Source organism: Halonotius sp. F2-221B (assembly GCF_046719765.1).
In the GTDB taxonomy this organism is placed as follows: domain Archaea; phylum Halobacteriota; class Halobacteria; order Halobacteriales; family Haloferacaceae; genus Halonotius.
In genome coordinates this window covers 97,269-121,780 of sequence record NZ_JABEBY010000002.1, presented here as the reverse complement: position 1 = coordinate 121,780, position 24,512 = coordinate 97,269, and the positions used below count along the sequence as shown (strand labels likewise).

Sequence of the window (24,512 nt, the reverse complement as noted above, 5' to 3'; positions counted from 1 at the left end):
ACGATCAGCGACAGTTCCGTTTAGGCGAGGAAGACGTGTCGCGGACGGTCGGCCAACACATCGCGGCCCCACTCGACAGTATCCTGGAAATCATCCGAGCGGAAGAAGCCCATCGCGTCCTCCTGGGACTCCCACTGGCTGGCGATGAACATGTCGTTTTCGTCCTCCTCGTTGACCATCAGATCCGTTTCGAGGTGGCCGTCCATGTCGGCGAGGACGCCGCCGACGGTCTCGAATTTGTCGACGAAATCCTCACGCGAGTCGGGTTTGACCGTGTAGAACATCCCCATAGTTCCAAATCCGGATTCCTCGCCGGCGCGCTCGACGATCCCCGGCAGTTCCGAGAGGAAGCCGGCGGCGGTGTCGGCCGCGCTGGCGGTGTCCCAGATCGAGACAACGGCCGATCGATCGCGGTCGTCGGCCTCGTAGACCGCGGTTTTGACGTGGGTGCCGTAATGTTCGAAGTTGCCGCGGAGCCCCTCAACCTCCTCGAAGAGTTCCTCGGTGTCGGCCTCCGAGTACAGCACCGTCGCGTACACGTCCTCGCCGTGGGGTTGGCCGGCGTAGATATCCATATCCGCGAGCTGGCCGCGGATCTCCTCGTCGTCAGCGTCGTCGTCGCCATCGTGGTGCCCGTCACCCTCGTGATGGCCGTCGTCGCCGTGGTGGCCGCCGGCATCGCCGTGGTGGCCACCATCGCTGTCGCCGTGGTGGTGGCCCTCACCGTGACCCTCGCCGTGGTGGTGGCCACCGTGGTCGTCATGCTCGGCTGTCGGCACCGCCTCGCCGTTGAGGTAGGCCAATAGATCCTCAGGCGGGAACCGCCGGCCGATGTAGAAGCCGGGGAACTCGCCGTACTTCGAGGTCGCCTCGTCGAACCGCATCTCGTAGACGATATCCTTGATTTTGACGGGATCCTCAGCGAACAGCGTGACGCCCCACTCGTGGTCGTCGAAGCCGATCGAGGAGGCGATGATCTGGTCGATGTCGCCGGCGTATTGCTTGCCGGTCGCGCCGTGGCCGCTCATCATCTCGGCGCGCTCCTCGAAGGGGAGGGTGTACCAGTTGTGCTCCTCGCCGCGACGCTTGCTCATCGGGTAGAAACAGGCGTACTCGTCGTCGGGGATCTCGGGTTTGAGCTTCCCCTCGATATACTGCCGGAGCCCCTCGTTGATCTCGTCACCTTTGAAGTAGTCGTCGGAGACGTAGCCCGAGACCTCCGTGACTGAGACGTAGGAGGTCGGCTGCGTCGTAAACTCGGCGAGGGCGGTGCGTTCGAACTGGCGTTCAGCCTGCGAGAGCAGATCAAGCGTCGGGCGGAGGTGGACGATCATAAGGTCGGCCTTGTGGCCGATGATCGAGAACACCGCCGAAGTACCCTCGCCGTCGGGGCTGTCGGCGGCCGACTCGTAGCTTGCCAGATACTCACGCCCGGCACGGGCCGCCCGCTCGCGTTTTTGCTCGGGCGCGTTGCGCCACGCGTCCCAATCGATCTGCCGGAAGTCATGCAGCATATACCAGCCTTCGTCGGTTTGCGGGACGTCGACCATGCCTGCGGTTCGCGCTACGCGGGTATGGAACTTACGTGTCTTTTCACTAGGTGGCAACCGACGGCCAGAGAGAATCAGTCGACAACGGTCGCTTCACTATCGGACTCGGCGAGCCCTTGGAGATGGGCACCGAGATGCTGTGCCAACAGTGGCGGGACAGCGTTGCCGATCTGCGTGGCGATATCGTCAAATGAGCCCTGAAACTCAAAGCTGTCCGGAAAGCTCTGGATACGAGCACCTTCGCGGAGCGACAGCCCGCGGTTTGCGGTCGGATGGAGCTTATCGCGTGGCACAAAATCGGTCGTCAGAATCGTATTCGACTGTCCCGTTGGATCGAGCCGCATATACCGCGGCCGAATCCCGGATTTCGTGTTGAGGTCGTAGCCGAGGGTGTCGCCGTCCTCGTCGGTGCGGAGCCAGCCATCGTCGTGGAGCCGGGTTAGTGCCGACTGCACCGCCGCGTTGTCGGCATCGAGATGGTCGGCGATGAGATCGTCGGGAACCGCCCCAACTGACTTCCCGCTCATGCGGAAATCCTTCCGGGAGCGATGGCGGGCGATAAATTCGAGGGCAGCCTGCTCGGTGTCGCTGAACCGATGGGCGAGCAGTTCCCAGACTTGGCGGTACCGATCGCCAAACCGACTGGAGCGGTACATCTCGCCGGGATTCAACGCGTCGACAATGTGTTGGGTATCCTCGTCGCTGGCGGGCTCCTTGGCGACGTGATTCCATGTCGTGTCGGCCCCATCGCGGATTTCACGGAGATACGCGTTATCAGGGAACTCGGACAGCGGCGGCAAGTCAACCTCACCCGACTCAGTTGGCTCCGGTAAGTCCACAAGCGCGTCGGCGACGATTGTCCAGCTTTGTACCGGCTCGCCGGTGAGGGTCTGTTGGCCGTCGCTGTGTTCGGTGTAGGGGCCCTCAGGCAGGGATGGCTCGGCTGGCAGATCGTTGCGAACGCCACAGTAGATCACCCGCTCGCGGGTCTGTGGCACCCCGAAATCGGCGGCGTTCAGCGTCTCCCAGGCGACCCTGTAGCCGGCGTCGTCGTATTCGGATTTGATCGCGTCGAGAAAGGCGTCGCTGATCGTCGTCATCCCGGCGACGTTCTCCATCAGCACATACCGCGGCTGGAGCTGTTCGACCGCCCGAATGAAGGAGAACACGAGCTGGTTTCGCTCGTCGTCGAGACTGCGCTCGCCGCGAGCGTCGCTAAAACCCTTACAGGGTGGACTCCCGAAGACGATGTCGACATCCTGGTCGTGAAGTTCGGCAGGCAGGCCGTCGCTGAGGTCGTGGGTGATTGCGGTCGCCGCGTGGTTGGCCGCGAAGGTCGCCAGCGCGTCATCGGCGATATCGACGCCGTAGTCGACATCGATGCCGGCCGCTTCGAGTCCAGCACTAAAACCTCCGGCCCCACAGAACAGATCGACGGCGTGCATATCGTATGCGGTGTTACAGACGCCCGTATTTAGCCTCCCGGGACTACAGCGTCTTGTCGCCGGCCAACGCCTGTAGCTTCTCGATATTGTCCTCGGATTCTTCTAAGAGGAAGTTGAATAGGCCGTCCATCGTACCCGGGCCGCCAAGTGCGTCCCAGAAGTCCTCGGCGATCAACATCCCGTCGCTTGCTTTCACATCGAAAAACGCCTGTGGGGGCCACCACTCGTAATCAGCGAGGCTGCCATAGGGATTGAACGGGAACACGTACCGACAGATCGGGGTTGGCTCCCCGCGATCGCTGTAGGCTGCGACGGTCTTCAACATCTGGCGTTTCGACTCCATCGTCTGATCGCGGTTTGGTTTCGGCGTCTTGATCTCTGCCGCAAGCGGTCGCCCGTTTTCAAAGTCCTCGACCCATAGATCCCACGTGATCGTCCCGATCGATTTGCGTGCGGTGTCGTCGGTGGCAACGTCACTGATCTCCGCCTGCTCCTGTTGCCAGTCTGTCTCCCGATCACCGTCAGCCAACTCATCGATGATGGTCTCGATTGTGGTTTCGGCCGCGTGGCTGATCACCAGATCGGAGCAGGTGTACTGTGTCGTCGCCGCCCCGACCGAGTCGTTTGTGTCGGCGACCGCCCGGCCGAATGCCTCGTACATCTGCTGGCCGAGCTTTTGGGTGAAGCTTCGCTCAAAATTCGCCAATACCCAAAACAGCGGCGACGGCATCATGATCGCCTTGAACGCCTCGTTGCGCTTGAACGTCTCCCAGTCGAACTGTTCGGCCTTTTCGAGTGGTCGCGCAAAGAAGCCGTCTGTCACCGCCCGGAGCTCACGTTTTGTCGCCGCATCGAGTTCGTGATCGCCGATATGGTCGAAGCGTGGAGCCATCGAGTAGGGCTGTCGGAGAGAGAATAAAAGCGGTTCGCTGCCACAGCCGAGGCCAGCGGGCTCAGTTCAACAGCTGTGGCCCGAAGATCATCAACACCAGGCTGATCCCCATCAGTATCCCGATCCCGGTCGTGATCGCACGGGTGAGGGTGGGCTTCGCTGTCGTCGGCAGCCGCGAGACGATCGCCTCCGTCGAGGTGCGGAGGATGTGGCCGCCGTCAAGCGGAAACGCCGGGATACAGTTGAACAGTGCGAGGTTGATGTTGATCCAGCCGATCCAAAACAGCACGTTCGCCAACAGGAACACGCCGCCGTCGCCGAGGGCGGCCAGCGGGCCGACGGCTTCGTAAAATCCCATGTTTGCGTCGACAAAGCCCGCAAAGTTGTAGTTGAGTGTCGGATCAACGACCGCCGCAAACGGGAGAATCAACAGAAACAGCAGGACAACCGCGATCCCATCGCCGATGTCGCCGCCAAGGATCGAGAGATACGTGCTCGCGGGATACGGCTGGACGCCAAGGCTGTCGACACCGATCCCGCTCAACCCTGTCGCGTCGGTGATCCCGATGTAGGTGCCTGAGTCGTCGGGATGGGCGGTCAACTCGACGGTGGTGGTCTGGGTTTCACCGTCGTCGGTGGCGGTGACAATCTCGATCTCCTCGCCGGGTGTCGTCCCGTCGAGTGCGGCGTCGAGATCGTCGAAGACGACGGTTCGCTCGCCAGCGACCTGGGTGATGACACGCCGATCGCCCGCCTCGGCGTCTGTCGCCGCCAGTGGCCCATCAGGAGCGACGGTACCGATGACGCCGACCGGGCCGGCAACGCGTTTCGTCTCGCCGCTGTCGCCGGGGTCGGCGGTGAACTCCACGACCGGCGAGTCGGCCGCAGCGACCGCCGCCCGGATCTCAGCGGTTGTTTGGACGGCTGTGCCGTCGACCGTGCGGATGGTATCGTCGGTGGTGATGCCCGCGGAATCGCCACTGTCACCGCTGTTGTCGGCGCTCTCGCTGTCGCCGCCGGTCGCAAACGGCGAGTCGGCGACCATACTCGTCACAAGCGGGCGTTGGTCGACCGTTGTTTCAGTACCGTCTGCGAGGGTGACCGAGACGGTCGACGAGCCGGCAGCCGCAAGCACATCTTGGAGAGCGGCGTTGGAGTCGACCGACTGGTCGTCGATCATCACGATCCGGTCGCCGGCGGTGATGTCGGCGTCGTCGGCCGCGCTGTTTGGATAGACGCCGCCGACGCTCGCCCCGTCGGCAACGGCGATCGCGCCGACAACCGGGCCGAACAGCAGCGCGAAGGCGATGATGGTCACGATGAGGTTGTTAAGGATGCCCGCCGCGTACATCCGCGTTCGGGGGCCGCGAGCGGCGGCCTCGACATCGTCTTCCTTGGGTTCGACGAACGCGCCGACCGGGATCAGCGCAAACAGTGCGACCCCCATCGAGTCGATCTCGATGTCCTCAACCCGACACAGCAGGCCGTGGCCGCCCTCGTGGACGACCATCCCGATCAACAGCCCGAGGACGATCTCCGGGGCGACCGACAGCGGGAGAAAATCGTTGACCCCCGGGATCACAAGGACGTTTTGCGGACTTTGGAGCGTGCTCTGTGTCGGCGGCGATTCGATGATCTGGGTGCTCTGATACAGCAACAACACGAAGGTACCGACCATGATGACGAGGGCAGCACCGACACCGATGTTCCCGATCGCGCGCCAGAGCCGTTTTGGCCGTGCGAGCCGCGTGAGGAACCGCCGGCCGCGTTTGGTATGAAGCGTCATCAACGGGCCGCTGACCGAGACGGCATCGGGAAACAGCCCCCGGCGGTCGGCCGCGAGCACCACCGCGGTATAGATGACAACTCCCGCGAGAATCCACGACAGCGTACTCATTGACTGCTATTGGAGGCCGGTACGGAAAGGTAATTCGGGTTCTCACCGCGACCCCGAATCGGTCGATCCGATCGCGGTCGACACCTGAACACACATATACCGGGATCACAAAGGGGGAGGCATGAACGCATTCGGCGGCTTCATCCTGCGGCTGCTATCGAACCTCATCGAGATGCCGGTCGTCTTCGTCGAGGAGGTGATCAACGGCGATCCGATCACAGCGGTTCTGATCGCCTTCGGGAGTCTGTTTGTGCTCGGGGCGGTCGGTGTCTTCGGCTACGCTGTTCTTGGCGCGCTTGGCGTCCCACTGCCAAACATCGGTCGCGGCCCGTCAGAGCTGAGCAAGTAGCCGACCGCTCGAAGAGAAGCCGATCGCCGACCGAGACGTTGTTGATCGTCCAGTATTTGTTGACCTCGAAAGCGTACCGCCACAGCGGTGATTAGTTCGTCGCCTGCTCGTAGGCGTCGGCTGCGAGTTCGACAGCATCCTCCAAATCGGGGCCGAGTGGCGAGCCGACGACGATGCTGTCGGCGTGATCGAGGACGGCGGCCATCCGCTCGGCCACATCGTCGACCGTTCCGGCCATACAGAAGGCGTCGATCATCGCCGGCGTCACCAGCTCGAAGGCCGCCGAGAACTCACCCGCGCTGATCTGCTCGCCGATCTTCTCGGCCGTGTCGCCGTCGATATCGTGGCGATCGAGAACAGGGGGAGCCGCACCCGCGGTGATGTAGGCGACCGGCGGGCGGGCAGCTTCGCGGGCGGCCTCGCGCTCGGCGGCGACGCTGACTGAGGCGTAAGCCGCAAGATCGAACTCGCCGCGGTGGTCGGGGCGATCAGCTTCACCCTTGTCGACCTGGTCGCGCGCCCACGCGAGGTCGGCTTCATGAGAGCCGTTGAACAGCAGCCCGTCGGCGTGTTTGGCGGCCATCCGACACATGTGCGGCCCTTCGCCGCCGACGTAGACCGGGATGTCCGCGCCGCTCGGTGGCTCGTAGTTGAGGCCAGCGTCGTCGGCCGCGAAGGTGCCGTCGTTGTCGACGCGCTCACCAGCCCACAGCTTCTGGGCGGTTTTGAACGCCTCAAGCACGGGCCGGAGCCCGCGGTCGTCGGCAAAGCCGAGGTTTCGGGCTGTCGAGGGGTCGCCCGGCCCGATACCGAAGATGCCGCGGCCGCCCGTCGCTTCGTCAACGGTGGCGACCTTCGAGGCCAGCGTGACGGGATGGATCTCGAAGGGGTTGGCAACGCCCGGGCCAAGTTGAACCGAATCGGTTTCCACGCCGATGCGGTGGAGGGCGGCAAATGGGTCGCGGTTGTTGTAATGTGAGGAGACAAACACCGTGTCGTAGCCGGTGGCCTCAGCTTGGACGCCAAGGTCGGTGATCCGATCGATCGGGTGTTCCGGCGTGAGTTCGATCCCGAACATCAGGCCTCACCCCCTGCCTGGTACGACCAGCCACGCAACGCCTGTCGGACGTAGTCGCCCTCGATTTCCCGAAAGTGGTTGTCGCTGCCCGGGAGGTCACCGAACTCGAAGCCGCGGGCGACGACCGCTGGCGTCCCGCCCGCACCCTCGCCGGCGACAAGGTTGGCGGCGGCGGCGAGTTCGTCGATCACATTTTGCACTGTGACGCCCATCTCACGGCCATCGCGGTCGCGTTGCCCGCGCCAGTCGCGGCTCGCCGGCAGACCGGCCCAGCCGATGGCGACGCCGCGTTGGCCGTAGCGGAACGGTCGCCCGCAGGTGTCGGTGACGACGACGCGGTCGGTCGGCAGGCCGTCGGCGATCCGAGCCGCGCTTTCGGAGGGTCGTTTTGGCAACAGCAGTAGATCGCCGCCTGGGACGTTCGAGCGGTCGATCCCGGCGTTGACACCGATGTGGCCGAAGCGAGTCTCGGTCAGCAGGAAGGGTGCCTCCATGAGCAGGTCGACGCTCTCTTCGAGGACGGCCTGGGCGAAGCGGGGGTCTTTCTCGTCGCCGGTGAGCTCGGCAAGGCGATCGGCGATCTCGCGGGCCCGTGGGCCGGCCGGGAAATCAGCGAGGTCGGCAACCCGGCCTTCGGCCTTCGAGACAACCGTGCTGGCGACACAGACCACGTCATCCGGCCGGAGATCAACCCGGTCGTTGATGATCGCCGCAAGGTCGTCGCCCGGTTCGATCTCGGGGATGTCGGCGACAGTACACAGCTCCATACGATCCGGTGGGGGTGTGGGCTAAAAAGGCCGGCCATAGGGGTCGAACGCACCGGTGATGGGTGGGAACGGGCGTTCCGATGGCTGGGGCTAGGCGTTCCGGCGGCGACAACCTCTCGGAAATCAGAGAGATGGAAAGCATAGTATGGTGGGGCCCCAAGCATGACTGATGACACACGTCGTCACCACCTTCCTCAAACACCGTGGTGCGGTGCTGTTGACCCAACGGGCAGCCGACGCCGACACTGATCCCGGCCGATGGGACGGGCTGTCTGCGCCCTCGGCGGGCGGCTCGGCGGCCGCCGCAACGGAAGCCCGCAGCCTCGTCCGCGAGGCGACCGGAAACCCGGAGGTGCCGCTGGCCTCCGCGGGTGAGCCGGTGACCGTCAGCCGCGACGGCGAGGAACGCACCCACTACCCGTTCTGTTTCAACGCCCCGAGCCGCGACCTCACGGGGCTTGCCGACGTTGCCGACACCGAGTGGACGACGCCAACCGCGATCGTCGAGCGCGAGACCGTCCCCGGGCTCTGGGAAGCCTACCAGCAGATCGCCCCCTCGCCGGAGACGATCGCCGCCGACACCGCCCATGGCTCGGCCGCGCTGTCGATCCGCGCCCTGGAGGTGCTTCGTGACCGAGCCGCCGTCGTCGACGACTGGGACGCGCTGGCCGATGTCGCTGCCGATCTGCAAGCCGCTCAACCGAGCATGGCGGTGCTTGCCAACCGCGTCAACCGCGTGATGAACAGTGCCGAGCAGTCGCCAGCGGCCGTCCACGACCGCGCAATCGAGGAGATGGACGCTGCCCTCGATGCCGACGCCGCCGCGGCCGCAACCGCCGCCGACCGGCTCTCCGGGCCGATCGCAACGCTGTCGTGGTCTGGAACAGTCAAAGACGCACTGCTCGAACTTGACGCGCCGGTTACCATCGGTGAGGCCCGGCCAAACCGCGAGGGGATTGACCTCGCTGAGGCCCTCGCTGCCGACGGTGTCGACGTGACAGTGACGACCGATGCCGCGTTAGCGTCGGTGCTGGCCCGCGAGGAGTTCGGGGCCGTCCTCATTGGAGCCGACACGATCCTCCCGACCGGCGATGTCGTCAACAAGGCCGGCACACGCGGGCTGGCACTCGCCGCCGAGGCGGCCGATGTGCCGGTCTATGTTGTGACGGCACGCGATAAGGTTTCGAAGGACGATACATTCCACCCCGATGAAGGGCCGCCCGAGGAGATCTATGATGGTGCGGCCGATCTCACGGTCGCCAATCCACAGTTCGATCTGACACCCGGTGATCTCATCGAGGGTGTCCTCACCGAGAATGGGTTGTTGGATCAACGCGGGATCGAACTCGTCGCCGCCCAACACCGCTCAAATGCCGAGTGGCGGCCGGCGGCGTCGACGACGAGCCACTGAGACAGCGTCACTGCAGCAGTGGGTGCAGCGCGCAGCATCGAGTGTGAGTGACAAACTGTGCAGTACGTGTCTGCGTTGCTGGCGCGGGTGTTGAAGAATCCAGCCCGTACTATTGTTTGACTAACACACAACCGTTTTACCAGCAGGGAACAAAGTTATCGTATGGAACAAAACGTCGGTGGCTTCGATCGGACGGCCCGCCTCGTTGGCGGCCCTATTGTCGCGCTTGTTGGGATCTTGGGGCTACTACAGTTCGTTCCCGTGGGCACCGCCGTCGGGGCCGCACTGCTTGCGGTCGGACTCGTTGTCTTCGGAACCGGGGTCACGCAGTTCTGCCTGCTACACCGGCTGTTAGGTATCAACACCTGCCAGCGATAGGCCGGTTAGACTGTTCGCGCTGTCGACCGGTCGGTGACCCGTTTGGTGAGCCATGCAGCGACACCGACAAGTCCAGAAAAGAGGATCGTCCCGAAGATGGCTGGATTGACGCTATCGAGTCCAGACAAGCCGCCAAGGATGGTGTAGAGAATTGCGCCAAGGACGACCGCCGAAAGGCCGACCAGCGCGATCCCGATGGCGTTGAACAGAAGATCCATGCGGCTGTCCGGTGTTTGTGACTGGTGGTCGCTCATATCCATGCATAGCTGTGTCACATATAAGATCGGCACGTGGATTCCCAAAATTTGAAACTCACTCAAACAGGGCTCACGCACCGGGGGTGATGGCAGTACATGGCTGACTACTGGCGGTTCGATGGTGGGCTAAGTAGTAACGGTGGCTCAGGATAATCCCTCGTCACACGGGGCTCGGTGGGGGTAACTGTCATCATAGCCACCATCGGGGCTTTGCTGTGGGACAGTAAGAACCCACGCTTCCGGATCGGAAAAAAAAATGCGACAGCACCGAGGCTGCCGACCGTTAGCTCATGAAGAGCCGCCGATCCGCACGTTCGTGTGCCATCCCTCGCACGTCGGCCAGCGGCGCGAACGAACACATCGCTGTCAGCTCGGCGTCGTAATACTGCTCACAGACCTCCTCGATCACCGGAAACAGCGTCGACAACTGCGCTTGAATGGCGGTGTGGCCGAACCGACCGAGCCGCTGGGCCGCGCCAAGCAGCCCGGTAACCGAGCCGTAGGCGCTCACCAGTGCGGCCTCCCGGCAGTCGAGACCGGCCTGCTGGCAGACGACGCCGAGAACGACCGGGTAGTGGCCCTCGGCGCGACCAGCCTCGCAGGCGTCCGTGTACTCGCCGAGCAGCCCGGTCGTCTCGGCGGCAGCAAACGGGCCGTCGTCAATTTCATCAAGGAGTTCCAGCAGTTTCCCGCCGGCTTTCGTCGAGCTGTCGCGGAACTCCGCCGGCAGCGTCGCCGCCGCGAGGCGTTCGTCGGCCGCGAGCACGCCGTCGAGATCGCCAGCTGCCGCCGAGCGGTGAGCGTGACCGAGCGCGACGATCTCGGCGGGGCCGATCACCCCACGGAGATAGCCGGCGATGAGGTCGCCGAGCTCGTCGGCGGTGTCGATCTCGCCCTCGTTGAGGTACTGTTCGACGCCGTAGGAAGCGGTGTAAGTGCCGACCGGCAGCATCGAATCCGAGAGCCGCAACGCCGTCAGCAACGCCTCAGACGAGGTCATCGCGGCTCACCCTCCGAGGCTGTCGCGGTCGCCGAGTCGGCGTGGTCGTGATCGTGAGTATCGTCGTGTGAGTGGCCATGGTCGTGGCTGTGTTCATGCTCGTGGTCGTGATTGTCGTGGCCCTGCTCGCCAGCGTGGTCGTGATCGACGCCGTTGTCGGCTGCGGCGGTGTCGTCGTCACCCTGGATAAATCGATCGGCGTCGACAATCTCGTAGCGCGTCGTCGCCCTCTCTGGAATATAGGAACCCAACACGTCCTCGATGATCGCGCGGTCGGCTTCGACCGGGATGTAGATCGTCGCGCCGTCGACGGCGATATCCCAGTGTTGGTTACCGATCCGGTGGCCGAGTTCAACCCCTGTCGAGACTGCCGCCTCGGCGGCCGGGAACTCGATGACGAACGCCTCTCGCTCCTCAAACGCGACGACGACGGCGCGGTCGTCGTTGCACAGCAGCACGTCGCCAGCGACGAGTTCCGGCTGGTCGACGAGCACGCCGAGATCGGTGCCCGCATCGGTCGTCACGCGGAGCCGAGATCGCTGCCGTTCGGTGTCGTCGAGCACGACCGTCTCCAGCGTACCCGCCTGCTCGTGGGCGTCGATCTCGGCGGCGAGCTCGGGGTCATTGTTGACGCTGCCAACGACGCCATCGACGCGTTTCATCGGCCGCGACCCTCCAGGGGTGCGCCCGTCCCGAGCAGTGTGTGGCGGGCTTCGTCCCACGCGGCCTCGACGGCCGCGGTCACGTCCGCGCTCCGGTCGCCGAGGACGCGGACGGTCACGCCCGCGTCGTCTTTGAGGACTGACGCGCCGGCCGCAACATCGTGGTCGGTCAGGCGGTCGTGCAGCCGGTCGGCCAGTTCGTCGGCGTCATTGTCGGGCGCAAAGACGTATAGCGTGCCGACGACAGCGTGCTCGCCGACGGTCGCCGGATCGCGTGGATCGCGTTCGTCCGGTCGCAGATCGACTGCGTCGGCACAGACCAGCGTGTCGTCGACACGGGCCTCCAGCCGACTATGGAAGTGGTCGAAGCTGAACGGCTCGTGGTCGGTCAGCCCGTTCGGAACGAACACGTCGCCGACGATGACGGTCGCATCCGGGGCTACGTCGACGGTCGTCGTCTGCAGACAGCGGGCGTCCTCGTTGAGGATCGTCGGCCCGGGGATGTATTCGAGATGGGCCCCTGATTCGGCGACGAGTGTCGCGTCGAGATGGGCGTAGCTTGCCTTCATCGTCTGGATTTTCGTCGCGCTTTGTGTCGTCACGTGCGCACGCGAGCCGGGACGGGCCTCGACCGAGAGCGTCTGGCGGTCGCCTTGGGTGACCGCACCCGTCGGATCCTGTAGACAGATCGTCGTCAACCCATCGACCGGGTCGCTGTCGAGCGTCCCGGTCAGGTGGTACGGCACCTTCACCAGATCCGAAATCAGCCGCGTCGGGTTGTCGCCCTCGCGGGCGACGACGAGGTCGGCGACGCCGTTTTTTCCGTGGCCGAACGCCGGCGACTGCGGCAGGTGTTCTGTGCCGTATTCGCGGAACGCCGGTGGGATGGCAGGGTCGTCACTCCCGGCAGCAACATCGGCGTCGCTGTCGGTTGCCTCGCTGGGGGTGTTAACGTCGCCGTCGGTACCGTCGCTGTCGGTGCTCACGCGAACAGAACGCTCCGTTCGATGCTGTCAACGACCTCGTCGATTCCCTCCTCGGCTTTGCAGTTCGTGAAGATCGTCGGCTCCTCGCCGCGAACCGTCTCGGCGTCTTCTTCCAGCACGTTGAGGTCGACATCGACGTGCGGGGCGAGATCGGTCTTATTTATCACCAGCAGATCGGCCTGTGTGACGCCTGGCCCACGCTTCCGGGGGATGTCGTCGCCCTCAGCGACCGAGATGACGAACATGAAGTAGTCGGCGAGTTCGGGATTAAACGTAGCCGCAAGGTTGTCGCCGCCGGACTCGATGAGCACCACGTCAAGCTCTGGGTGGGCCTCAGTGAACTCGTCGATCTTATCGAGGTTCATCGAGGGATCTTCGCGGATACCCGTGTGCGGACACGCACCGGTTTCGACGCCGGCGACGAGCTCCTCGTCGATCCGGCCGGCGAACGACGCCTGGAGTCGCTCGGCGTCCTCCTGTGTCATGATGTCGTTGGCGATGACGCCGACGTTGTAGCCGGCGTCGTCGAGCCGCGGGACGAGTTGCTGGACGAGGGCAGTCTTCCCCGAGCCGACGGGGCCGCCGAGGCCGACCTTCGCCACGTCTCTGTATCCCATCAGTCGAGTTGCTCCTCGGTGTCGGCCCGGATCGGCTCATGGACGGTCACAAGTTTGGTGCCATCGGGGAACGTCGGCTCAACCTGCACCATATCGACCATCTCGGGAACGCCCTCCATCACGTCCTCCCGGCTCAGCAGGCTCGTCGCCTCCTCCCGTATTTCCGCGACGTTTTCGCCCTCGCGGGCGCGTTCACAGACCCAATCGGAGATGTAGGCGACCGTCTCTGGATGGTTGAGCTTGATGCCGCGTTCCTTGCGTTTTCTGGCGAGCTCTGCCGCCATGAAGATCGTGAGTCGTTCGTTGTCCTTGGGTGAGAGTTTCATAGCGTGTACCTCTGTGCGAGTGGGAGTTCCTCGGCCGGTTCACAAGTGACGTGTTCGCCGTCGACCTCGACCTCGAAGGTCTGGGCGTCGATCTCGATGTCGTCGGGTGCGTAATCGTTGTGCAGCATGTCGGATTTGCCGACCTCCCGTGTTCCCTCGACAGGGCGGACGGTCGAATCGAGATCGAGTTCGTCGCCGATATCGTTCTCGTAGGCAGCTTTGCTGACGAACGTCGTGCTCAGGGCGTTTTTCGCCTTGCCGACCGCGCCTTCCCGGGAGCGTTGCATCACGGGTTCGCAGGTCATCAGCGAGCCGTTGGCCTCGCCCATCTCGCTGTGGACGGGGAAGCCGCTCTTGATGACATATTTGGGTTTGATGCCGAAGAACTCCGGCTCCCAGAGGGCGATGTCGGCCATCTTGCCCGTTTCCAGCGAGCCGATGTAGTCGTCGATGCCCGCGACCTTCGCGGGGTTGATGGTGTACTTCGCAATGTAGCGTTCGATCCGGTTGTTGTCGGCGTCGGTGCCCTCGTCGCCCGGCAGCGGGCCGCGCTGGGCTTTCATCTTGTGGGCCGTCTGCCACGTCCGGCAGATGACCTCGGCCATCCGCCCCATCGCCTGGGAGTCGGAGGTCATCATGCTGATCGCGCCCATGTCGTGGAGCACGTCCTCGGCGGCGATGGTCTCCGAGCGGATTCTGGACTCGGCAAATGCCACGTCTTCTGGAACATCCGGATTCAGGTGGTGACAGACCATCACCATATCGAGGTGTTCGTCGAACGTGTTGACCGTGTACGGCATCGACGGGTTCGTCGACGACGGCAGCATGTGGTCGTGGCCGATGAGTTCGAGCACGTCCGGGGCGTGACCGCCGCCGGCACCCTCGATGTGGAAGGTGTGGATCGTCCGCCCGTCGATGGCCTCGAAGGTATCTTCGACGAAGCCGGATTCGTTCAGCGTGTCGGTGTGGATACAGACCTGCACATCCTCCTCGTCGGCCACGTCGAGCGCGCTGTCGATGACCGCGGGCGTCGACCCCCAGTCCTCGTGGAGTTTGAGCCCACAGGCACCGGCTTCGATCTGCTCGTGAATCGGTTCTGGCTGGCTGCTGTTGCCCTTCGCGTAGAAGCCGACGTTCATCGGGTACTCCTCGGCGGCTTCGAGGAAGCGTTTGATGTTCTCGGGGCCGGGCGTACAGGTCGTCGCGCCGCCGCCGTAGCCGCCGCCGAACATCGTCGTGATCCCGCTTGCGAGGGCGTGTTCGAACAGCTCCTTGCTGTTGAAGTGGACGTGGATGTCGAACGCACCGGGCGTGGCGATCAGCCCGTCGGCCGGTACCGCGTCGGTGCTCGCGCCGATGATCAGGTTCTCGTCGACGCCGTCCATCGTGTCGGGGTTGCCGGCTTTCCCGAAGCCGGCGACTTCGCCATCTCGAACGCCGAGGTCACCCTTCTGGACGCCGAGGACGGGATCGATGAGAACGACGTTCGTGTAGACGTAGTCGAGGGCACCCTCCGCCTGCGTCGTGCCGGGCTGCATCCCCATCCCGTCACGCATCGTCTTGCCGCCGCCGAAGACCGCCTCGTCACCGTAGGTCGTGTGATCCTTTTCGATCTCCGCAAGAAGGTTCGTATCGCCGAGCCGAATCCGATCGCCCTCTGTTGCCCCAAAGAGATCGGTGTAGGCTTTTCGGGAGAGTTCGCGGCTCATTCGTTGGCCTCCATATACCCCTGCTCGCGGGCGCGTTCGAGAGCCGCTTCCTTGATCTCCTCGTCGTCGAGGTCGCCCTCAACGAGACCGCCCATCCCATTGAGAATCCGGTTGCCGCCGTAGGCGACGAGGTCAACGTCTTCCTCACAGCCGGGTTCGAACCGGATCGCCGTGCCGGCCGGGATATCGAGCCGCATCCCGTAGGCGGCTTCGCGGTCGAAATCGAGTGCCGGATTCACCTCGAAAAAGTGGAAATGTGAGCCGACCTGCGAGGGTCGGTCGCCGGTGTTTTCGACGGTGACCGATGCTGTCTCGCGGTCGGCGTTGATCTCGACCGGTTCGTCGGCCGTCAGTAGTTCGCCGGGAACCATCTCACTCATCGATTCGCTCCCTCCGTGTGGGCCAGTGCAGTGTGGCTGGTGAACAAACAGACATAACAAACTGCGATTCGGACAACAATGATAAAAACGTTTCTTTCAGTGTAGTAATACTGTCCTCAGACGCACTAAATAAAAAGAATAGAGAAAATAGCGTATAAAATCACATATATGAATTTAAGAGCGACAACTATCGCGCCCGCATCCAACAATCACCAAGTTCAAACGGAGTCGCCGGCTGAAAACGAAATCACGGGCGGCAACTGTTTCCTACAACTCACCATTCAGCAGGGACTGTCGGGCCGCCGCGATCGTCAGTGGAACCTCGTCGTCGGTGGTGATCCCCTCGAACAGCCGCACCGTCGGCGGCGGTCGCAGGCCCTGCTCGGCCAGCAGCGATCTGTCGGTCACCACCTCCCGAACGGCACCGTCAGCAGCGATGGCCCCGTTTTGCCCGACGAGGATCACACGGTCGGCGATCGCCGCAACGAGATCAAGCGACGGGGTGAACAACACCACCGTCCCCTCGTGGTCGACGATCCGCCGCTGGATGCGCTCGCGGTAGGTCGCATCGACCGCGCCGAACGGTTCATCGAGCAGGAGCACATCAGGATCAAAGGCGAGGACGCTCGCCACCGCCGCGCGCTGTTTTTCGCCGCCCGACAGCCGGAACGGCGGGCGATCAAGAAGCCCATTGAGGCCGAGATCGTCGGCGAGCGTCTCGACGCGGCAGGCGGCCGTCTCGCGGGATTGGCCCAACTGCGCCGGCCCGTACTCGATGTCCTCGCGGACGGTCGTGTTGAAGAGGTAGTCGTCGGGATCCTGCAGCAACACGCCGAGTCGCTCCCGGACGGCCTCGGCGTTGGTCGTCTCGCCGAAGTATTCAACCGACCCCGCGGTGGGTTCGATGAGCCCGCCGAGGGCGAGTTGGAGCGTCGTTTTCCCCGAGCCGTTCGCGCCGACGACGGCGACGCGTTCGCCCTCGCTGATCGTGAGACTCACCTCGCTGATCGCTCGCGTGCCATCCGGGTACTCGTGGGTCAGTCCAGCAGCGTCGATCACAGGCCCCATCGAATCACTCCCGAACCGACGACCGCGACGGCGGCGACAATGAGCAACGCGTAGTCGCCGGCGTCAACCGACCGCGAGCGACGGTACGGCGACGGCGGCCGCGCCCCGCCGCGGGCCCGCATCCCGCGGCCGACGCGCTCGCCGCGGTCGAGCGTTCGCAGGAGGAACGTCCCCGCAACACGGCGGCCGTCGCGCCAGCCGCCGCGGAGCGTTGCCTCCCCTTTTGTCCGGCTGTTCCGCGCCAAGATCAGTCGCTGGAGCTCATCGAAGAACAAAAACAGATAGCGGTAGGTGATGGCGATCACCCACACGAGCGCGACCGGCACCCGGAGTTGCCGCAGTGCCGCGACGACCGCCGAAAACGGCGTCGTCAACACGATCAGCGACAGTAACGCGACGCCGACACCGACCCGCAGCGTAAACAGGACGACGTAGGCGACCCCGGCGTCGGTGATCGCCAGCCCGAACACTGAAACGAGCACGTCGCCCGGCAGCAACACAGCCTGCGGGAGGACGATCAGCGCGGAGACCAGCGGGACAACCGCGGCGCGGGCGAACAGTCGCCGGAGCGGGACGGCCGACAACAACGCGAGGGCGAGTGTGAGTCCAGCGAAACCGAGCGTCACCGGAATCGTTCGCGTGATCATCACCGCTAAGGCGAGCCCGGCGACGGCGACCAGCGTCACCCGCGGATCGCGCCGCTGGAGAAACCCGTCGGTGGCGGCGACCTGTTCGGCGGTAAAGACGGCGCGCAACGCGGCTGTAATCGATTCGACCGATCGGCCGACGACGCCGGTCACTGTTCGAGCAGGCGACCCGCGCCGATGGCGACCGCGAGTGTCAGTGCGGTTCCGACGACCGCCGCGAAGAGCGTGCTCAGCGATCCGCCAACGCCCGGGATGGCGTATCCCGGCAGGATGGCGGGGACGACGCTGGTCGCGGCGTCGGCGGCTCCGGTCGCTTCGGCGGCGTTTTCGAGCGGTTCGGCGTAGCCGACCGCGCCCGCCGCCCAGCCGAACACCGGGGTGAGCACGACGAGGACGAGAAGCCCGATCATCGCACCACGGAGCCACGAGTCGCCGGTGGCGACGCTCATGCGCCCACCTCCGGTGCCAGCGCGTCGTCGGCGACGCGACCGACCACGAGGTTCGGGCGCGCGTTCGCAACGTAGCCGTAGACGGCGGCGGTGATCGCCCCCTCGATGAGACCGAGGAGCGCATGGCCGACGACCATGATCGGCACTGTCGTACTCCACTCGTAGGCGAACGCCGAGGAGGCCCCGACGCCAACGCCGACCGCGAGCGCCGACACCGTGATCGCCCCCCAGCCCGCGACGAAGGCGGCTCCTGTCTCGTGGAATCCTCTGAAGGCTCGGAAGAGGCCGTAGCCGACCAACACGTCAACGACGGCCATCGCAAAGAGGTTGCCGCCGAGGGCGATGATCCCGCCGTCGCCGAAGACGAGTGCCTGGATCGTCACGACGGCCGTCATAGCGAGCACGCCGAGATACGGACCCAATAGGATGCCGGCGAACGCGCCGCCGACGAAATGCGCGCTGGTGCCGCCGGGGATCGGCCAGTTCAACATTTGTGCGGCGAAGATCCCTGCCGCGACGACGCCGAGCAGCGGCGTTCGTTCATCACCGAGTTCGCCGCGGGCGCGTCTGATTGCGATACCGATTGCGAGACCGGAGCCGAGCCAGAACAGCCCCGCAATCAGGGGGTCGAGAAAGCCGTCGGGAATGTGCATGTTGACTGGCTCACTGTGTAGTACGGTAATAATACTTCCCCAGAGAATCGTAATACTGGACGATACAGTACCATGTCGCCAGGAGATCGGCGAAGAATTAAACGGGTGCTCGAAAATACGGAGCTATGAGCGACGACCTCGACCGGATGAGCGTGACACTCCCGCCAGCCCTCCTCGCCGAACTCGACGGCGTCGTTGCGGCCGGCGACTACGACAGCCGTTCGGAGGCGACACGCGACGCGCTGCGCGCGTTTGTCACGGAGTTCAACCAACAGACCGGTCTCTCGGGGACACTGAGCGGGACAGTTGTCGTCCTCTACGAACACGAACACAGCGGCGTCACCGACGAGATGAGCGAACTCCAACACGAGTTCACCGAGACGATCATCGCCGTCCACCACGTCCATCTCAGCGACCACCTCTGTCTGGAATCGATCGCCGTCGACGGGCCGGGCGAGCGGATCGAAACCCTGCTCGATCGGATTCGACCGCTGAAAGGGGTTCACGGCGTCAAACTCACCGTCGTCGAAGCTGATCGGTGAGGCCCATCGGCGGTTTGATCGGGGTGTCGCTACTCCGGATGTCGTTGTTTCGGGTGGCGTTGTTCTGGGTGGCATTGTTCCGGGTAGCGTTCTCCCGGATGTCGCTGCTTTCCGCTGACCTGGCCGGGTTAGGATGACTTATCGACCTTAGTTACTCGGCGGCGAATATTATCGGCGCGCGCATCGCAGTTGTTGCCGGTGACTCGCCGGTACTGGTCGCCCGCTCGCCGACCTACCGCGCTGTCACCCCCGTCCGGTGGGATTACCCCCGAACCCAACAGAATCCGACGAATGAATCGTACCAAACACAAAATAATCCGAATCTAAATTTCACTCGCGTATTCAGGTATTATACTCCGATACACGTCCAAAATATAAGGATCCCATATTACAACAAGGATATTGTGAGTATATATCCACCTATTCTGTTTCTATTGGAAGGATTTATATAATATACGTATCTCAACAGAGACGACGATATGAACGGACAGACGGACTGCAATGCGGCTGACCAGGTTGCGTATGCACACAATGACAACCGAAACACGGAGGATGTACAATGAGTGACAATCGCGTTTCTCGACGATCAGTTCTTGCCACCGGTGCGGCCGGCGTCGGCGCGGCACTAGCCGGCTGTGGTGGCAGTAGTGGCGGTGGGGGTGGCGGCAGCGACACGATCAAGATCGGTGTCCTTGAGGATCAATCGGGGAACTTCTCGCTTGTCGGCACGCCAAAGTGGCGGGCCAGCAAGCTCGCAATCGAGGAGATCAACGACAACGGCGGGATCATGGGCCAACAGATCGAGCTGTTCGATCCTGACCCACAGTCCGACAACCAGCGCTACCAGCAGCTCACCGAGCGGCTCATCCAGCAGGAAAACGTCGACGCGCTGTGGGCCGGCTACTCCTCGGCGACACGGGAGGCGATCCGGCCGATCATCGACCGCGAGGATCAGCTGTACTTCTACACGACCCAGTACGAGGGCGGCGTCGCCGACAAGAACGTCTACTGTATGGGCCCGACGGCCCGTCAGCAGCTCGGCAGTGTCGTCCCCTACATGATCGAGAACTTCGGCACCGACATCTACACCATCGCGGCCGACTACAACTTCGGCCAGCTGTCGGCCGACTGGGTGAAGGTCATCGCCCAGGAGAACGGCGCGTCGGTCAACAACGAGGAGTTCATCCCGCTGTCGAACCAGAATTTCGGCTCGACGATCAGCAACATCCAGGAGGCCGATCCGGACTTTGTGATGGCGATCCTCGTCGGCAACAACCACTCCTCGTTCTGGAACCAGCGAACCTCCGCAGGCCTCGATATCCCGATGGGCACCTCAACCGTGATGGCCCAGGGCTACCAACATAAACGCCTCGAAGCACCGGCGCTGAAGGATGTCTACGGCGGGTTCAACTACATGGAGGAGATCCCGACCGACCGCAACGAGGATTACGTCAGCCGCTACTACGACCGCTGGCCGGACGCCGGCTACGCCAACGAGGAGTCCGTCAACAACTACTTCTCGATCTACATGTACAAGAATGCCGTCGAGGAGGCCGGCACGACCGATCAGGAAGCCGTCAAGGAGGTACTGAACAGCGGCATGGAGATCACCGGCGACCGATCCCCGGAAGGCGACATCAGCCTTCAGGGGCCGGTTCACCACATGACCCACAACATGCGGGTCATGAAGTGCGACGCCGACCACAACATCACCGTCGAAGACGAGCGGATGATCCCCGAGCAGTTCCTCTCCGAGACGGTCGGGATCGACCTCTCAGGCGAAGACAGCGAGCTAGAGCGACAGTTCACGCCAACCGAATACTACGACGCCGCAGGAGAGTAACTGATGACATCGGGCTTCGGCGCAACCGGTCTGCTCACCCCGCTGTTCATCGGCGACGTGTTGGGGGGGCTCGACAGCATCGGTGTTCCGGTGACACAGCTCCTGCAGATGGCCGACAGCATCGCGTTCATCATCCTTGCGGCGATCGGCCTCACCATCATCTTCGGGATGATGGGCGTCATCAATCTCGCTCACGGCGAGTTCATCATGATGGGTGCCTACATCACGACGCTGTCGGTCAACGTGGCCGGACTGCCGCTGCCGGTCGCGATGATACTCGGCGCGCTTGGAACCGCCATCTTTGGAGCGATTGTCGAGCGCACCATCGTGAGGCGGCTGTACGGTCGACTCCTGGATTCGATGATCGTCACGTTCGGCCTCGGGCTGATCCTGACACAGGGCACCCGGATCATCTTCGGCAACTCCCTGCAGTCGATCGGCACGCCGTTCGGCAACGTTCCGGGATACACCTACTCGGCGTACCGCGTACTGCTGCTGTTTGCCGCGATCGCCGTCCTCGGTGGGGCGTACCTCGTCTTTACCCGCACCGAGTTCGGGATTCAGGCGCGGGCGACGATTCAGGACGCCGAAACCGCCCGTTCGATGGGTGTTGATACCGACCGGATGTACACCGTCACCTTCGCCATCGGCTCCGGGCTCGCCGGGTTGACCGGCGCGCTGTACGCGCCCTCGGCGACGATCGTGCCGGGGATGGGCCAGTCGTTCCTCGTCGAGTCGTTCGTCACGGTCGTTACCGGCGGCTCGACCGTCCTGCTCGGGACGACGCTGGCCGGCGGTGTGCTCGGCACGATCGACGCGGTCTTCTCGAACCTCTACGGGAACTTCATCGGGCAGATCGCGCTGCTGCTCACGGCGATCATCGTGATCCGCCTCCTGCCGGATGGGTTGACCGGTCTCGCACACACGATCCGTGATAAACTGGGTGAACGGCAATGATGGACGTAACGCTGCCACCACGACTCAAACGCATCGGGAACAAACTGAACGGGCCGAACACGCTCGGGAACTCCCGTGCCTTCTGGGCCGCCTTCGCGGTCGGGATGATCGTGATGGCCGCCTACCCGCTTGTCCGGGGCTCCTATGCGGCGGGCCAGTTCTCGCTGTTTCTCGCTTACGGCCTGCTCGCGCTGTCGCTGTCGCTCATCTGGGGATACACCGGCATTCTGAGCTTCGGCCAAGTCGCCTTCTTCGGGATCGCCGGCTACACCTACGCCATCGTGAGCCTCAATCTCGGCGGGGCGTTCGGCCAGACGGTCGCCTTACCCGTCGCCATCGCCGCCGCAACGCTGTCGGCGTTCGTCCTCGGCTACTTCATGTTCTACGGGGGCGTCCAAGACGTGTACGTGGCGATCCTCACGCTCGTCGTGACGCTCGTCCTCGAAACGTTCATGGCACAGACGGCGGGCTCGGAGTGGTCGATCGGTACGGTCGCACTCGGCGGGTTCAACGGCATCCCCGGGATCCGAAACTTCGCACTCGGTGTCGAGGGGGCCTCGATTTCCCTCTCCGGGTCGGGGTTCTACTGGTTCGTGTTGGGCGTCCTCCTGCTCGCGTATCTCGGTGCAAGGGTGCTCGTCAACAGCAAATACGGCTACGCGCTGGTGGCGATCCGCGAGGATGCCGAACGAACCGCGATGCTCGGCTACAACGTCAAGCGAGTGAAACTCGCTGTCTTTACGCTGTCGGGCGCGCTGGCTGGCTTCGGCGGCGTCCTCTATGCGACATGGGGGAACTACATGGATCCGAGCGTGTTCTCGCTCGTGTTTGCGACGATCCCCATCGTCTGGGTCACCCTTGGCGGCCGTGAATCGCTGCTCGGCGCGATCGTCGGCACGATCATCATCGAGCGGCTCCGACTGTGGTTCTCGATTAACGCCTCGGAGTTTGCGATCGTCTTTGTTGGCGTGATCCTGATGACAACAGTCCTACTGGTTCCGCGGGGGATTCTCCCCGGGATCAAAGATGGCTACGTGTTCTTCAGCGAGCACGGCATCCGCGAGGGGATCGAACACGGCCGGGTAACGATTCAAACACGCATCCAGGCGTGGTTGCAGTCGCTCGGGATTGGACAATCCGACACAGAGACCCCACCCAGTTCGGAGGTGGTTCGTGAATGAGCACGCCACAGGATCCAAACGTCAGAGAGCAGCCCGCGGTTGCCGCCACCGGAACCAGCCGCGAGGCCATCCTCTCGACGAAAGGGCTCACCAAGAAGTTCGGCGGCCTCACCGCCGTCGACAGCGTCGACTTCACCGTCGAGGAAGGTGAGATCAGGTGTCTGATCGGCCCGAACGGGGCCGGCAAATCGACGCTGCTTGAGCTGATCACGGGACAGCTGTCGCCAACTGATGGCGACGTGTACTTCGACGGGATCGATCTCAGCGATCTGGAACCACACGAGCGGATGGACGCCGGGATCAGCGTCAAGTTCCAGTCACCACACATCTACGAGAGTCTCACGGTCGAACAAAATCTCCGGGTGCCGCTGAATCGAACTGACCGCGATATCGAGGCCGTCTTGGAGCGCACGCTCGACCGGATCGCACTGGCCGAGAAGGCCGATGAGCCGGCCAGCGATCTCTCCCATGGCGAGAAACAGCGGCTTGAGATCGGGATGGCGGTCACGCTCGATCCAACGTTTATCATCCTCGACGAACCGGTCGCCGGGATGTCCGTTGACGAAACGGACGATATCGCCGAGCTGATCCGCTCGCTGCACGACGACGGGATGACGTTCCTCGTCGTCGAACACGACATGGAGTTCGTCCGCAAGATCTCCGAGCAAGTCACCGTGTTGAACCAGGGATCGGTTCTCACGCAGGGCCCGATCGAGGAGATCGAGGCCGACGAAGAGGTTCGCCGCATCTACCTGGGTGAGAACGCATGAGCCTGGAGATCTCGAATCTCAACGCCGGCTACGGCGAGACACCGATCCTCAGAGACGTGGAGTTCACCGTCGACGACGGCGAGATCGTCGGCATCGTCGGTCGCAACGGCGTCGGCAAGACGACGCTGCTCAAGTCGATCATGGGGCTGCTTGAGCCGGAAACCGGGAGCATCCGGTATGACGGCGAGGAGCTGACCGGCAGCTCACCTGACGAACGCGCAAAGCGTAGTATCGGCTACGTCCCACAGGGTCGTGACGTGTTCCCGGATCTAACGGTCAAGGAAAACCTGCTGGTCGGCGAGTCAGTCGGCGGCGACGACGAGACGCGCTACGAGCAGGTCTACGACTACTTCCCGATCCTCGAAGAGCGCGCCAACCAGGACGCCGGCACGATGTCCGGCGGCCAACAGCAGATGCTCGCTATCGCTCGCGCGCTCGTCGGCGACCCCGACCTGCTGTTGGTTGACGAGCCCTCGGAGGGTGTCCAGCCATCGATCGTCCAGTCGATCACCGAGGATCTCAAACAGATCAACGACGAGTTCGGCACGACGATCCTCTTTGTCGAGCAGAACCTGTCGGTCATTCAGGGGCTCGCCGAGCGGTGTTACGCGATCGATCACGGCACCATCGTCGACGAGATCACCGGCGACGCGGTCTCCGAGCGTGACCAACTCGAAGAGTATCTCGTCGTCTAACCG

At 63.5% G+C, this 24,512-nt stretch carries 27 protein-coding genes; 9 read left to right on the top strand and 18 right to left on the bottom strand.

Features of this window, described 5'->3' with window-relative positions; all coding sequences use genetic code 11:
* Positions 1-20: 20 nt before the first annotated feature.
* From HKK80_RS01840 to HKK80_RS01825, 4 genes are all read right to left on the bottom strand, one after another.
* Positions 21-1,550 (bottom strand): heme-binding protein, encoded by a 1,530-nt coding sequence (locus HKK80_RS01840; protein WP_411797908.1) that lies wholly within the window; start codon positions 1,548-1,550, stop codon positions 21-23.
* Positions 1,551-1,624: 74 nt separating this feature from the next.
* Positions 1,625-2,995, bottom strand: coding sequence for a DNA cytosine methyltransferase (locus tag HKK80_RS01835; protein WP_411797907.1), 1,371 nt, complete (start codon positions 2,993-2,995; stop codon positions 1,625-1,627).
* A 43-nt stretch (positions 2,996-3,038) separates the two neighbouring features.
* Positions 3,039-3,887, bottom strand: coding sequence for a TdeIII family type II restriction endonuclease (locus HKK80_RS01830; RefSeq protein WP_411797906.1), 849 nt, complete (start codon positions 3,885-3,887; stop codon positions 3,039-3,041).
* 61 nt (positions 3,888-3,948) lie between these two features.
* Complete coding sequence (locus HKK80_RS01825; RefSeq protein WP_411797905.1) at positions 3,949-5,784, bottom strand: site-2 protease family protein; 1,836 nt, start codon at positions 5,782-5,784, stop codon at positions 3,949-3,951.
* Between the two features lie 121 nt (positions 5,785-5,905).
* Here HKK80_RS01825 and HKK80_RS01820 point away from each other — a divergent pair, with 121 nt between their 5' ends.
* A complete protein-coding gene (locus tag HKK80_RS01820) occupies positions 5,906-6,133 on the top strand; it encodes a hypothetical protein (RefSeq protein WP_411797904.1) in 228 nt (75 codons plus the stop codon).
* A 91-nt stretch (positions 6,134-6,224) separates the two neighbouring features.
* On the opposite strand, the gene HKK80_RS01815 is transcribed toward HKK80_RS01820, so the two are convergent.
* Together HKK80_RS01815 and HKK80_RS01810 are read right to left on the bottom strand one after the other, a co-directional pair.
* Positions 6,225-7,211 (bottom strand): 5,10-methylenetetrahydromethanopterin reductase, encoded by a 987-nt coding sequence (locus HKK80_RS01815; RefSeq protein ID WP_411797903.1) that lies wholly within the window; start codon positions 7,209-7,211, stop codon positions 6,225-6,227.
* Entirely contained in the window at positions 7,211-7,978 is a 768-nt protein-coding gene (locus HKK80_RS01810; protein WP_411797902.1) for a coenzyme F420-0:L-glutamate ligase, read from the bottom strand. The genes HKK80_RS01815 and HKK80_RS01810 overlap by 1 nt, the downstream gene beginning before the upstream one ends.
* 169 nt (positions 7,979-8,147) lie before the next feature.
* On the opposite strand from HKK80_RS01810, the gene HKK80_RS01805 reads away from it, so the two are divergent.
* Positions 8,148-9,389 (top strand): translation initiation factor 2, encoded by a 1,242-nt coding sequence (locus tag HKK80_RS01805; RefSeq protein WP_411797901.1) that lies wholly within the window; start codon positions 8,148-8,150, stop codon positions 9,387-9,389.
* Between the two features lie 162 nt (positions 9,390-9,551).
* Entirely contained in the window at positions 9,552-9,767 is a 216-nt protein-coding gene (locus tag HKK80_RS01800) for a DUF2892 domain-containing protein (protein ID WP_411797900.1), read from the top strand.
* A 5-nt stretch (positions 9,768-9,772) separates the two neighbouring features.
* Here HKK80_RS01800 and HKK80_RS01795 read toward each other — a convergent pair whose 3' ends face one another.
* From HKK80_RS01795 to HKK80_RS01740, 12 genes are all read right to left on the bottom strand, one after another.
* Positions 9,773-10,021 (bottom strand): hypothetical protein, encoded by a 249-nt coding sequence (locus tag HKK80_RS01795; protein WP_411797899.1) that lies wholly within the window; start codon positions 10,019-10,021, stop codon positions 9,773-9,775.
* Positions 10,022-10,307: 286 nt separating this feature from the next.
* Positions 10,308-11,024, bottom strand: coding sequence for an urease accessory protein UreF (locus HKK80_RS01790; protein ID WP_411797898.1), 717 nt, complete (start codon positions 11,022-11,024; stop codon positions 10,308-10,310).
* Positions 11,021-11,686, bottom strand: a complete 666-nt coding sequence (ureE, locus tag HKK80_RS01785) for an urease accessory protein UreE (RefSeq protein WP_411797897.1) — start codon at positions 11,684-11,686, stop codon at positions 11,021-11,023. Before ureE ends, HKK80_RS01790 begins: the two co-directional genes overlap by 4 nt.
* Complete coding sequence (locus tag HKK80_RS01780; protein ID WP_411798003.1) at positions 11,683-12,573, bottom strand: urease accessory protein UreD; 891 nt, start codon at positions 12,571-12,573, stop codon at positions 11,683-11,685. Before HKK80_RS01780 ends, ureE begins: the two co-directional genes overlap by 4 nt.
* 95 nt (positions 12,574-12,668) lie before the next feature.
* Complete coding sequence (gene ureG, locus HKK80_RS01775; protein ID WP_411797896.1) at positions 12,669-13,289, bottom strand: urease accessory protein UreG; 621 nt, start codon at positions 13,287-13,289, stop codon at positions 12,669-12,671.
* Positions 13,289-13,615 (bottom strand): urease subunit gamma, encoded by a 327-nt coding sequence (locus tag HKK80_RS01770; protein ID WP_411797895.1) that lies wholly within the window; start codon positions 13,613-13,615, stop codon positions 13,289-13,291. The genes ureG and HKK80_RS01770 overlap by 1 nt, the downstream gene beginning before the upstream one ends.
* The gene (ureC, locus tag HKK80_RS01765; RefSeq protein WP_411797894.1) at positions 13,612-15,324 is read right to left on the bottom strand and encodes an urease subunit alpha; all 1,713 of its coding nucleotides are present in this window, start codon (positions 15,322-15,324) and stop codon (positions 13,612-13,614) included. Before ureC ends, HKK80_RS01770 begins: the two co-directional genes overlap by 4 nt.
* On the bottom strand, positions 15,321-15,704 hold the full coding sequence (locus HKK80_RS01760) for an urease subunit beta (RefSeq protein ID WP_411797893.1): 384 nt from the start codon (positions 15,702-15,704) through the stop codon (positions 15,321-15,323). The genes ureC and HKK80_RS01760 overlap by 4 nt, the downstream gene beginning before the upstream one ends.
* A gap of 267 nt (positions 15,705-15,971) precedes the next feature.
* Positions 15,972-16,772 (bottom strand): energy-coupling factor ABC transporter ATP-binding protein, encoded by an 801-nt coding sequence (locus HKK80_RS01755; protein ID WP_411797892.1) that lies wholly within the window; start codon positions 16,770-16,772, stop codon positions 15,972-15,974.
* A complete protein-coding gene (cbiQ, locus tag HKK80_RS01750; protein WP_411797891.1) occupies positions 16,760-17,572 on the bottom strand; it encodes a cobalt ECF transporter T component CbiQ in 813 nt (270 codons plus the stop codon). The genes HKK80_RS01755 and cbiQ overlap by 13 nt, the downstream gene beginning before the upstream one ends.
* Positions 17,569-17,868: a PDGLE domain-containing protein gene (locus HKK80_RS01745; protein WP_411797890.1), complete on the bottom strand. Its 300-nt coding sequence runs from the start codon at positions 17,866-17,868 to the stop codon at positions 17,569-17,571. The genes cbiQ and HKK80_RS01745 overlap by 4 nt, the downstream gene beginning before the upstream one ends.
* A complete protein-coding gene (locus tag HKK80_RS01740; protein WP_411797889.1) occupies positions 17,865-18,521 on the bottom strand; it encodes an energy-coupling factor ABC transporter permease in 657 nt (218 codons plus the stop codon). The genes HKK80_RS01745 and HKK80_RS01740 overlap by 4 nt, the downstream gene beginning before the upstream one ends.
* 125 nt (positions 18,522-18,646) lie before the next feature.
* Here HKK80_RS01740 and HKK80_RS01735 point away from each other — a divergent pair, with 125 nt between their 5' ends.
* The 6 genes from HKK80_RS01735 to HKK80_RS01710 all read left to right on the top strand — a co-directional run bounded on the left by HKK80_RS01735 (position 18,647) and on the right by HKK80_RS01710 (position 24,509).
* On the top strand, positions 18,647-19,063 hold the full coding sequence (locus tag HKK80_RS01735) for a CopG family ribbon-helix-helix protein (RefSeq protein WP_411797888.1): 417 nt from the start codon (positions 18,647-18,649) through the stop codon (positions 19,061-19,063).
* 559 nt (positions 19,064-19,622) lie between these two features.
* A complete protein-coding gene (locus tag HKK80_RS01730; RefSeq protein WP_411797887.1) occupies positions 19,623-20,906 on the top strand; it encodes an urea ABC transporter substrate-binding protein in 1,284 nt (427 codons plus the stop codon).
* Positions 20,907-20,909: 3 nt separating this feature from the next.
* The gene (urtB, locus tag HKK80_RS01725; RefSeq protein WP_411797886.1) at positions 20,910-21,863 is read left to right on the top strand and encodes an urea ABC transporter, permease protein UrtB; all 954 of its coding nucleotides are present in this window, start codon (positions 20,910-20,912) and stop codon (positions 21,861-21,863) included.
* Positions 21,860-23,044: an urea ABC transporter, permease protein UrtC gene (gene urtC / locus HKK80_RS01720; RefSeq protein WP_411797885.1), complete on the top strand. Its 1,185-nt coding sequence runs from the start codon at positions 21,860-21,862 to the stop codon at positions 23,042-23,044. The genes urtB and urtC overlap by 4 nt, the downstream gene beginning before the upstream one ends.
* Positions 23,041-23,814, top strand: coding sequence for an ABC transporter ATP-binding protein (locus HKK80_RS01715; RefSeq protein WP_411797884.1), 774 nt, complete (start codon positions 23,041-23,043; stop codon positions 23,812-23,814). Before urtC ends, HKK80_RS01715 begins: the two co-directional genes overlap by 4 nt.
* A complete protein-coding gene (locus HKK80_RS01710) occupies positions 23,811-24,509 on the top strand; it encodes an ABC transporter ATP-binding protein (protein ID WP_411797883.1) in 699 nt (232 codons plus the stop codon). Before HKK80_RS01715 ends, HKK80_RS01710 begins: the two co-directional genes overlap by 4 nt.
* Positions 24,510-24,512 lie beyond the last annotated feature (3 nt).

Bases quoted from the DNA above. Each gene is read 5' to 3' on its own strand.
- HKK80_RS01840 (WP_411797908.1), bottom strand. From the start codon at position 1,550: ATGGTCGACGTCCCGCAAACCGACGAAGGCTGGTATATGCTGCATGAC.
- HKK80_RS01835 (WP_411797907.1), bottom strand. From the start codon at position 2,995: ATGCACGCCGTCGATCTGTTCTGTGGGGCCGGAGGTTTTAGTGCTGGA.
- HKK80_RS01830 (WP_411797906.1), bottom strand. From the start codon at position 3,887: ATGGCTCCACGCTTCGACCATATCGGCGATCACGAACTCGATGCGGCG.
- HKK80_RS01825 (WP_411797905.1), bottom strand. From the start codon at position 5,784: ATGAGTACGCTGTCGTGGATTCTCGCGGGAGTTGTCATCTATACCGCG.
- HKK80_RS01820 (WP_411797904.1), top strand. From the start codon at position 5,906: ATGAACGCATTCGGCGGCTTCATCCTGCGGCTGCTATCGAACCTCATC.
- HKK80_RS01815 (WP_411797903.1), bottom strand. From the start codon at position 7,211: ATGTTCGGGATCGAACTCACGCCGGAACACCCGATCGATCGGATCACC.
- HKK80_RS01810 (WP_411797902.1), bottom strand. From the start codon at position 7,978: ATGGAGCTGTGTACTGTCGCCGACATCCCCGAGATCGAACCGGGCGAC.
- HKK80_RS01805 (WP_411797901.1), top strand. From the start codon at position 8,148: ATGACACACGTCGTCACCACCTTCCTCAAACACCGTGGTGCGGTGCTG.
- HKK80_RS01800 (WP_411797900.1), top strand. From the start codon at position 9,552: ATGGAACAAAACGTCGGTGGCTTCGATCGGACGGCCCGCCTCGTTGGC.
- HKK80_RS01795 (WP_411797899.1), bottom strand. From the start codon at position 10,021: ATGAGCGACCACCAGTCACAAACACCGGACAGCCGCATGGATCTTCTG.
- HKK80_RS01790 (WP_411797898.1), bottom strand. From the start codon at position 11,024: ATGACCTCGTCTGAGGCGTTGCTGACGGCGTTGCGGCTCTCGGATTCG.
- ureE (WP_411797897.1), bottom strand. From the start codon at position 11,686: ATGAAACGCGTCGATGGCGTCGTTGGCAGCGTCAACAATGACCCCGAG.
- ureG (WP_411797896.1), bottom strand. From the start codon at position 13,289: ATGGGATACAGAGACGTGGCGAAGGTCGGCCTCGGCGGCCCCGTCGGC.
- HKK80_RS01770 (WP_411797895.1), bottom strand. From the start codon at position 13,615: ATGAAACTCTCACCCAAGGACAACGAACGACTCACGATCTTCATGGCG.
- ureC (WP_411797894.1), bottom strand. From the start codon at position 15,324: ATGAGCCGCGAACTCTCCCGAAAAGCCTACACCGATCTCTTTGGGGCA.
- HKK80_RS01760 (WP_411797893.1), bottom strand. From the start codon at position 15,704: ATGAGTGAGATGGTTCCCGGCGAACTACTGACGGCCGACGAACCGGTC.
- HKK80_RS01755 (WP_411797892.1), bottom strand. From the start codon at position 16,772: ATGGGGCCTGTGATCGACGCTGCTGGACTGACCCACGAGTACCCGGAT.
- HKK80_RS01745 (WP_411797890.1), bottom strand. From the start codon at position 17,868: ATGAGCGTCGCCACCGGCGACTCGTGGCTCCGTGGTGCGATGATCGGG.
- HKK80_RS01740 (WP_411797889.1), bottom strand. From the start codon at position 18,521: ATGCACATTCCCGACGGCTTTCTCGACCCCCTGATTGCGGGGCTGTTC.
- HKK80_RS01735 (WP_411797888.1), top strand. From the start codon at position 18,647: ATGAGCGACGACCTCGACCGGATGAGCGTGACACTCCCGCCAGCCCTC.
- HKK80_RS01730 (WP_411797887.1), top strand. From the start codon at position 19,623: ATGAGTGACAATCGCGTTTCTCGACGATCAGTTCTTGCCACCGGTGCG.
- urtB (WP_411797886.1), top strand. From the start codon at position 20,910: ATGACATCGGGCTTCGGCGCAACCGGTCTGCTCACCCCGCTGTTCATC.
- urtC (WP_411797885.1), top strand. From the start codon at position 21,860: ATGATGGACGTAACGCTGCCACCACGACTCAAACGCATCGGGAACAAA.
- HKK80_RS01715 (WP_411797884.1), top strand. From the start codon at position 23,041: ATGAGCACGCCACAGGATCCAAACGTCAGAGAGCAGCCCGCGGTTGCC.
- HKK80_RS01710 (WP_411797883.1), top strand. From the start codon at position 23,811: ATGAGCCTGGAGATCTCGAATCTCAACGCCGGCTACGGCGAGACACCG.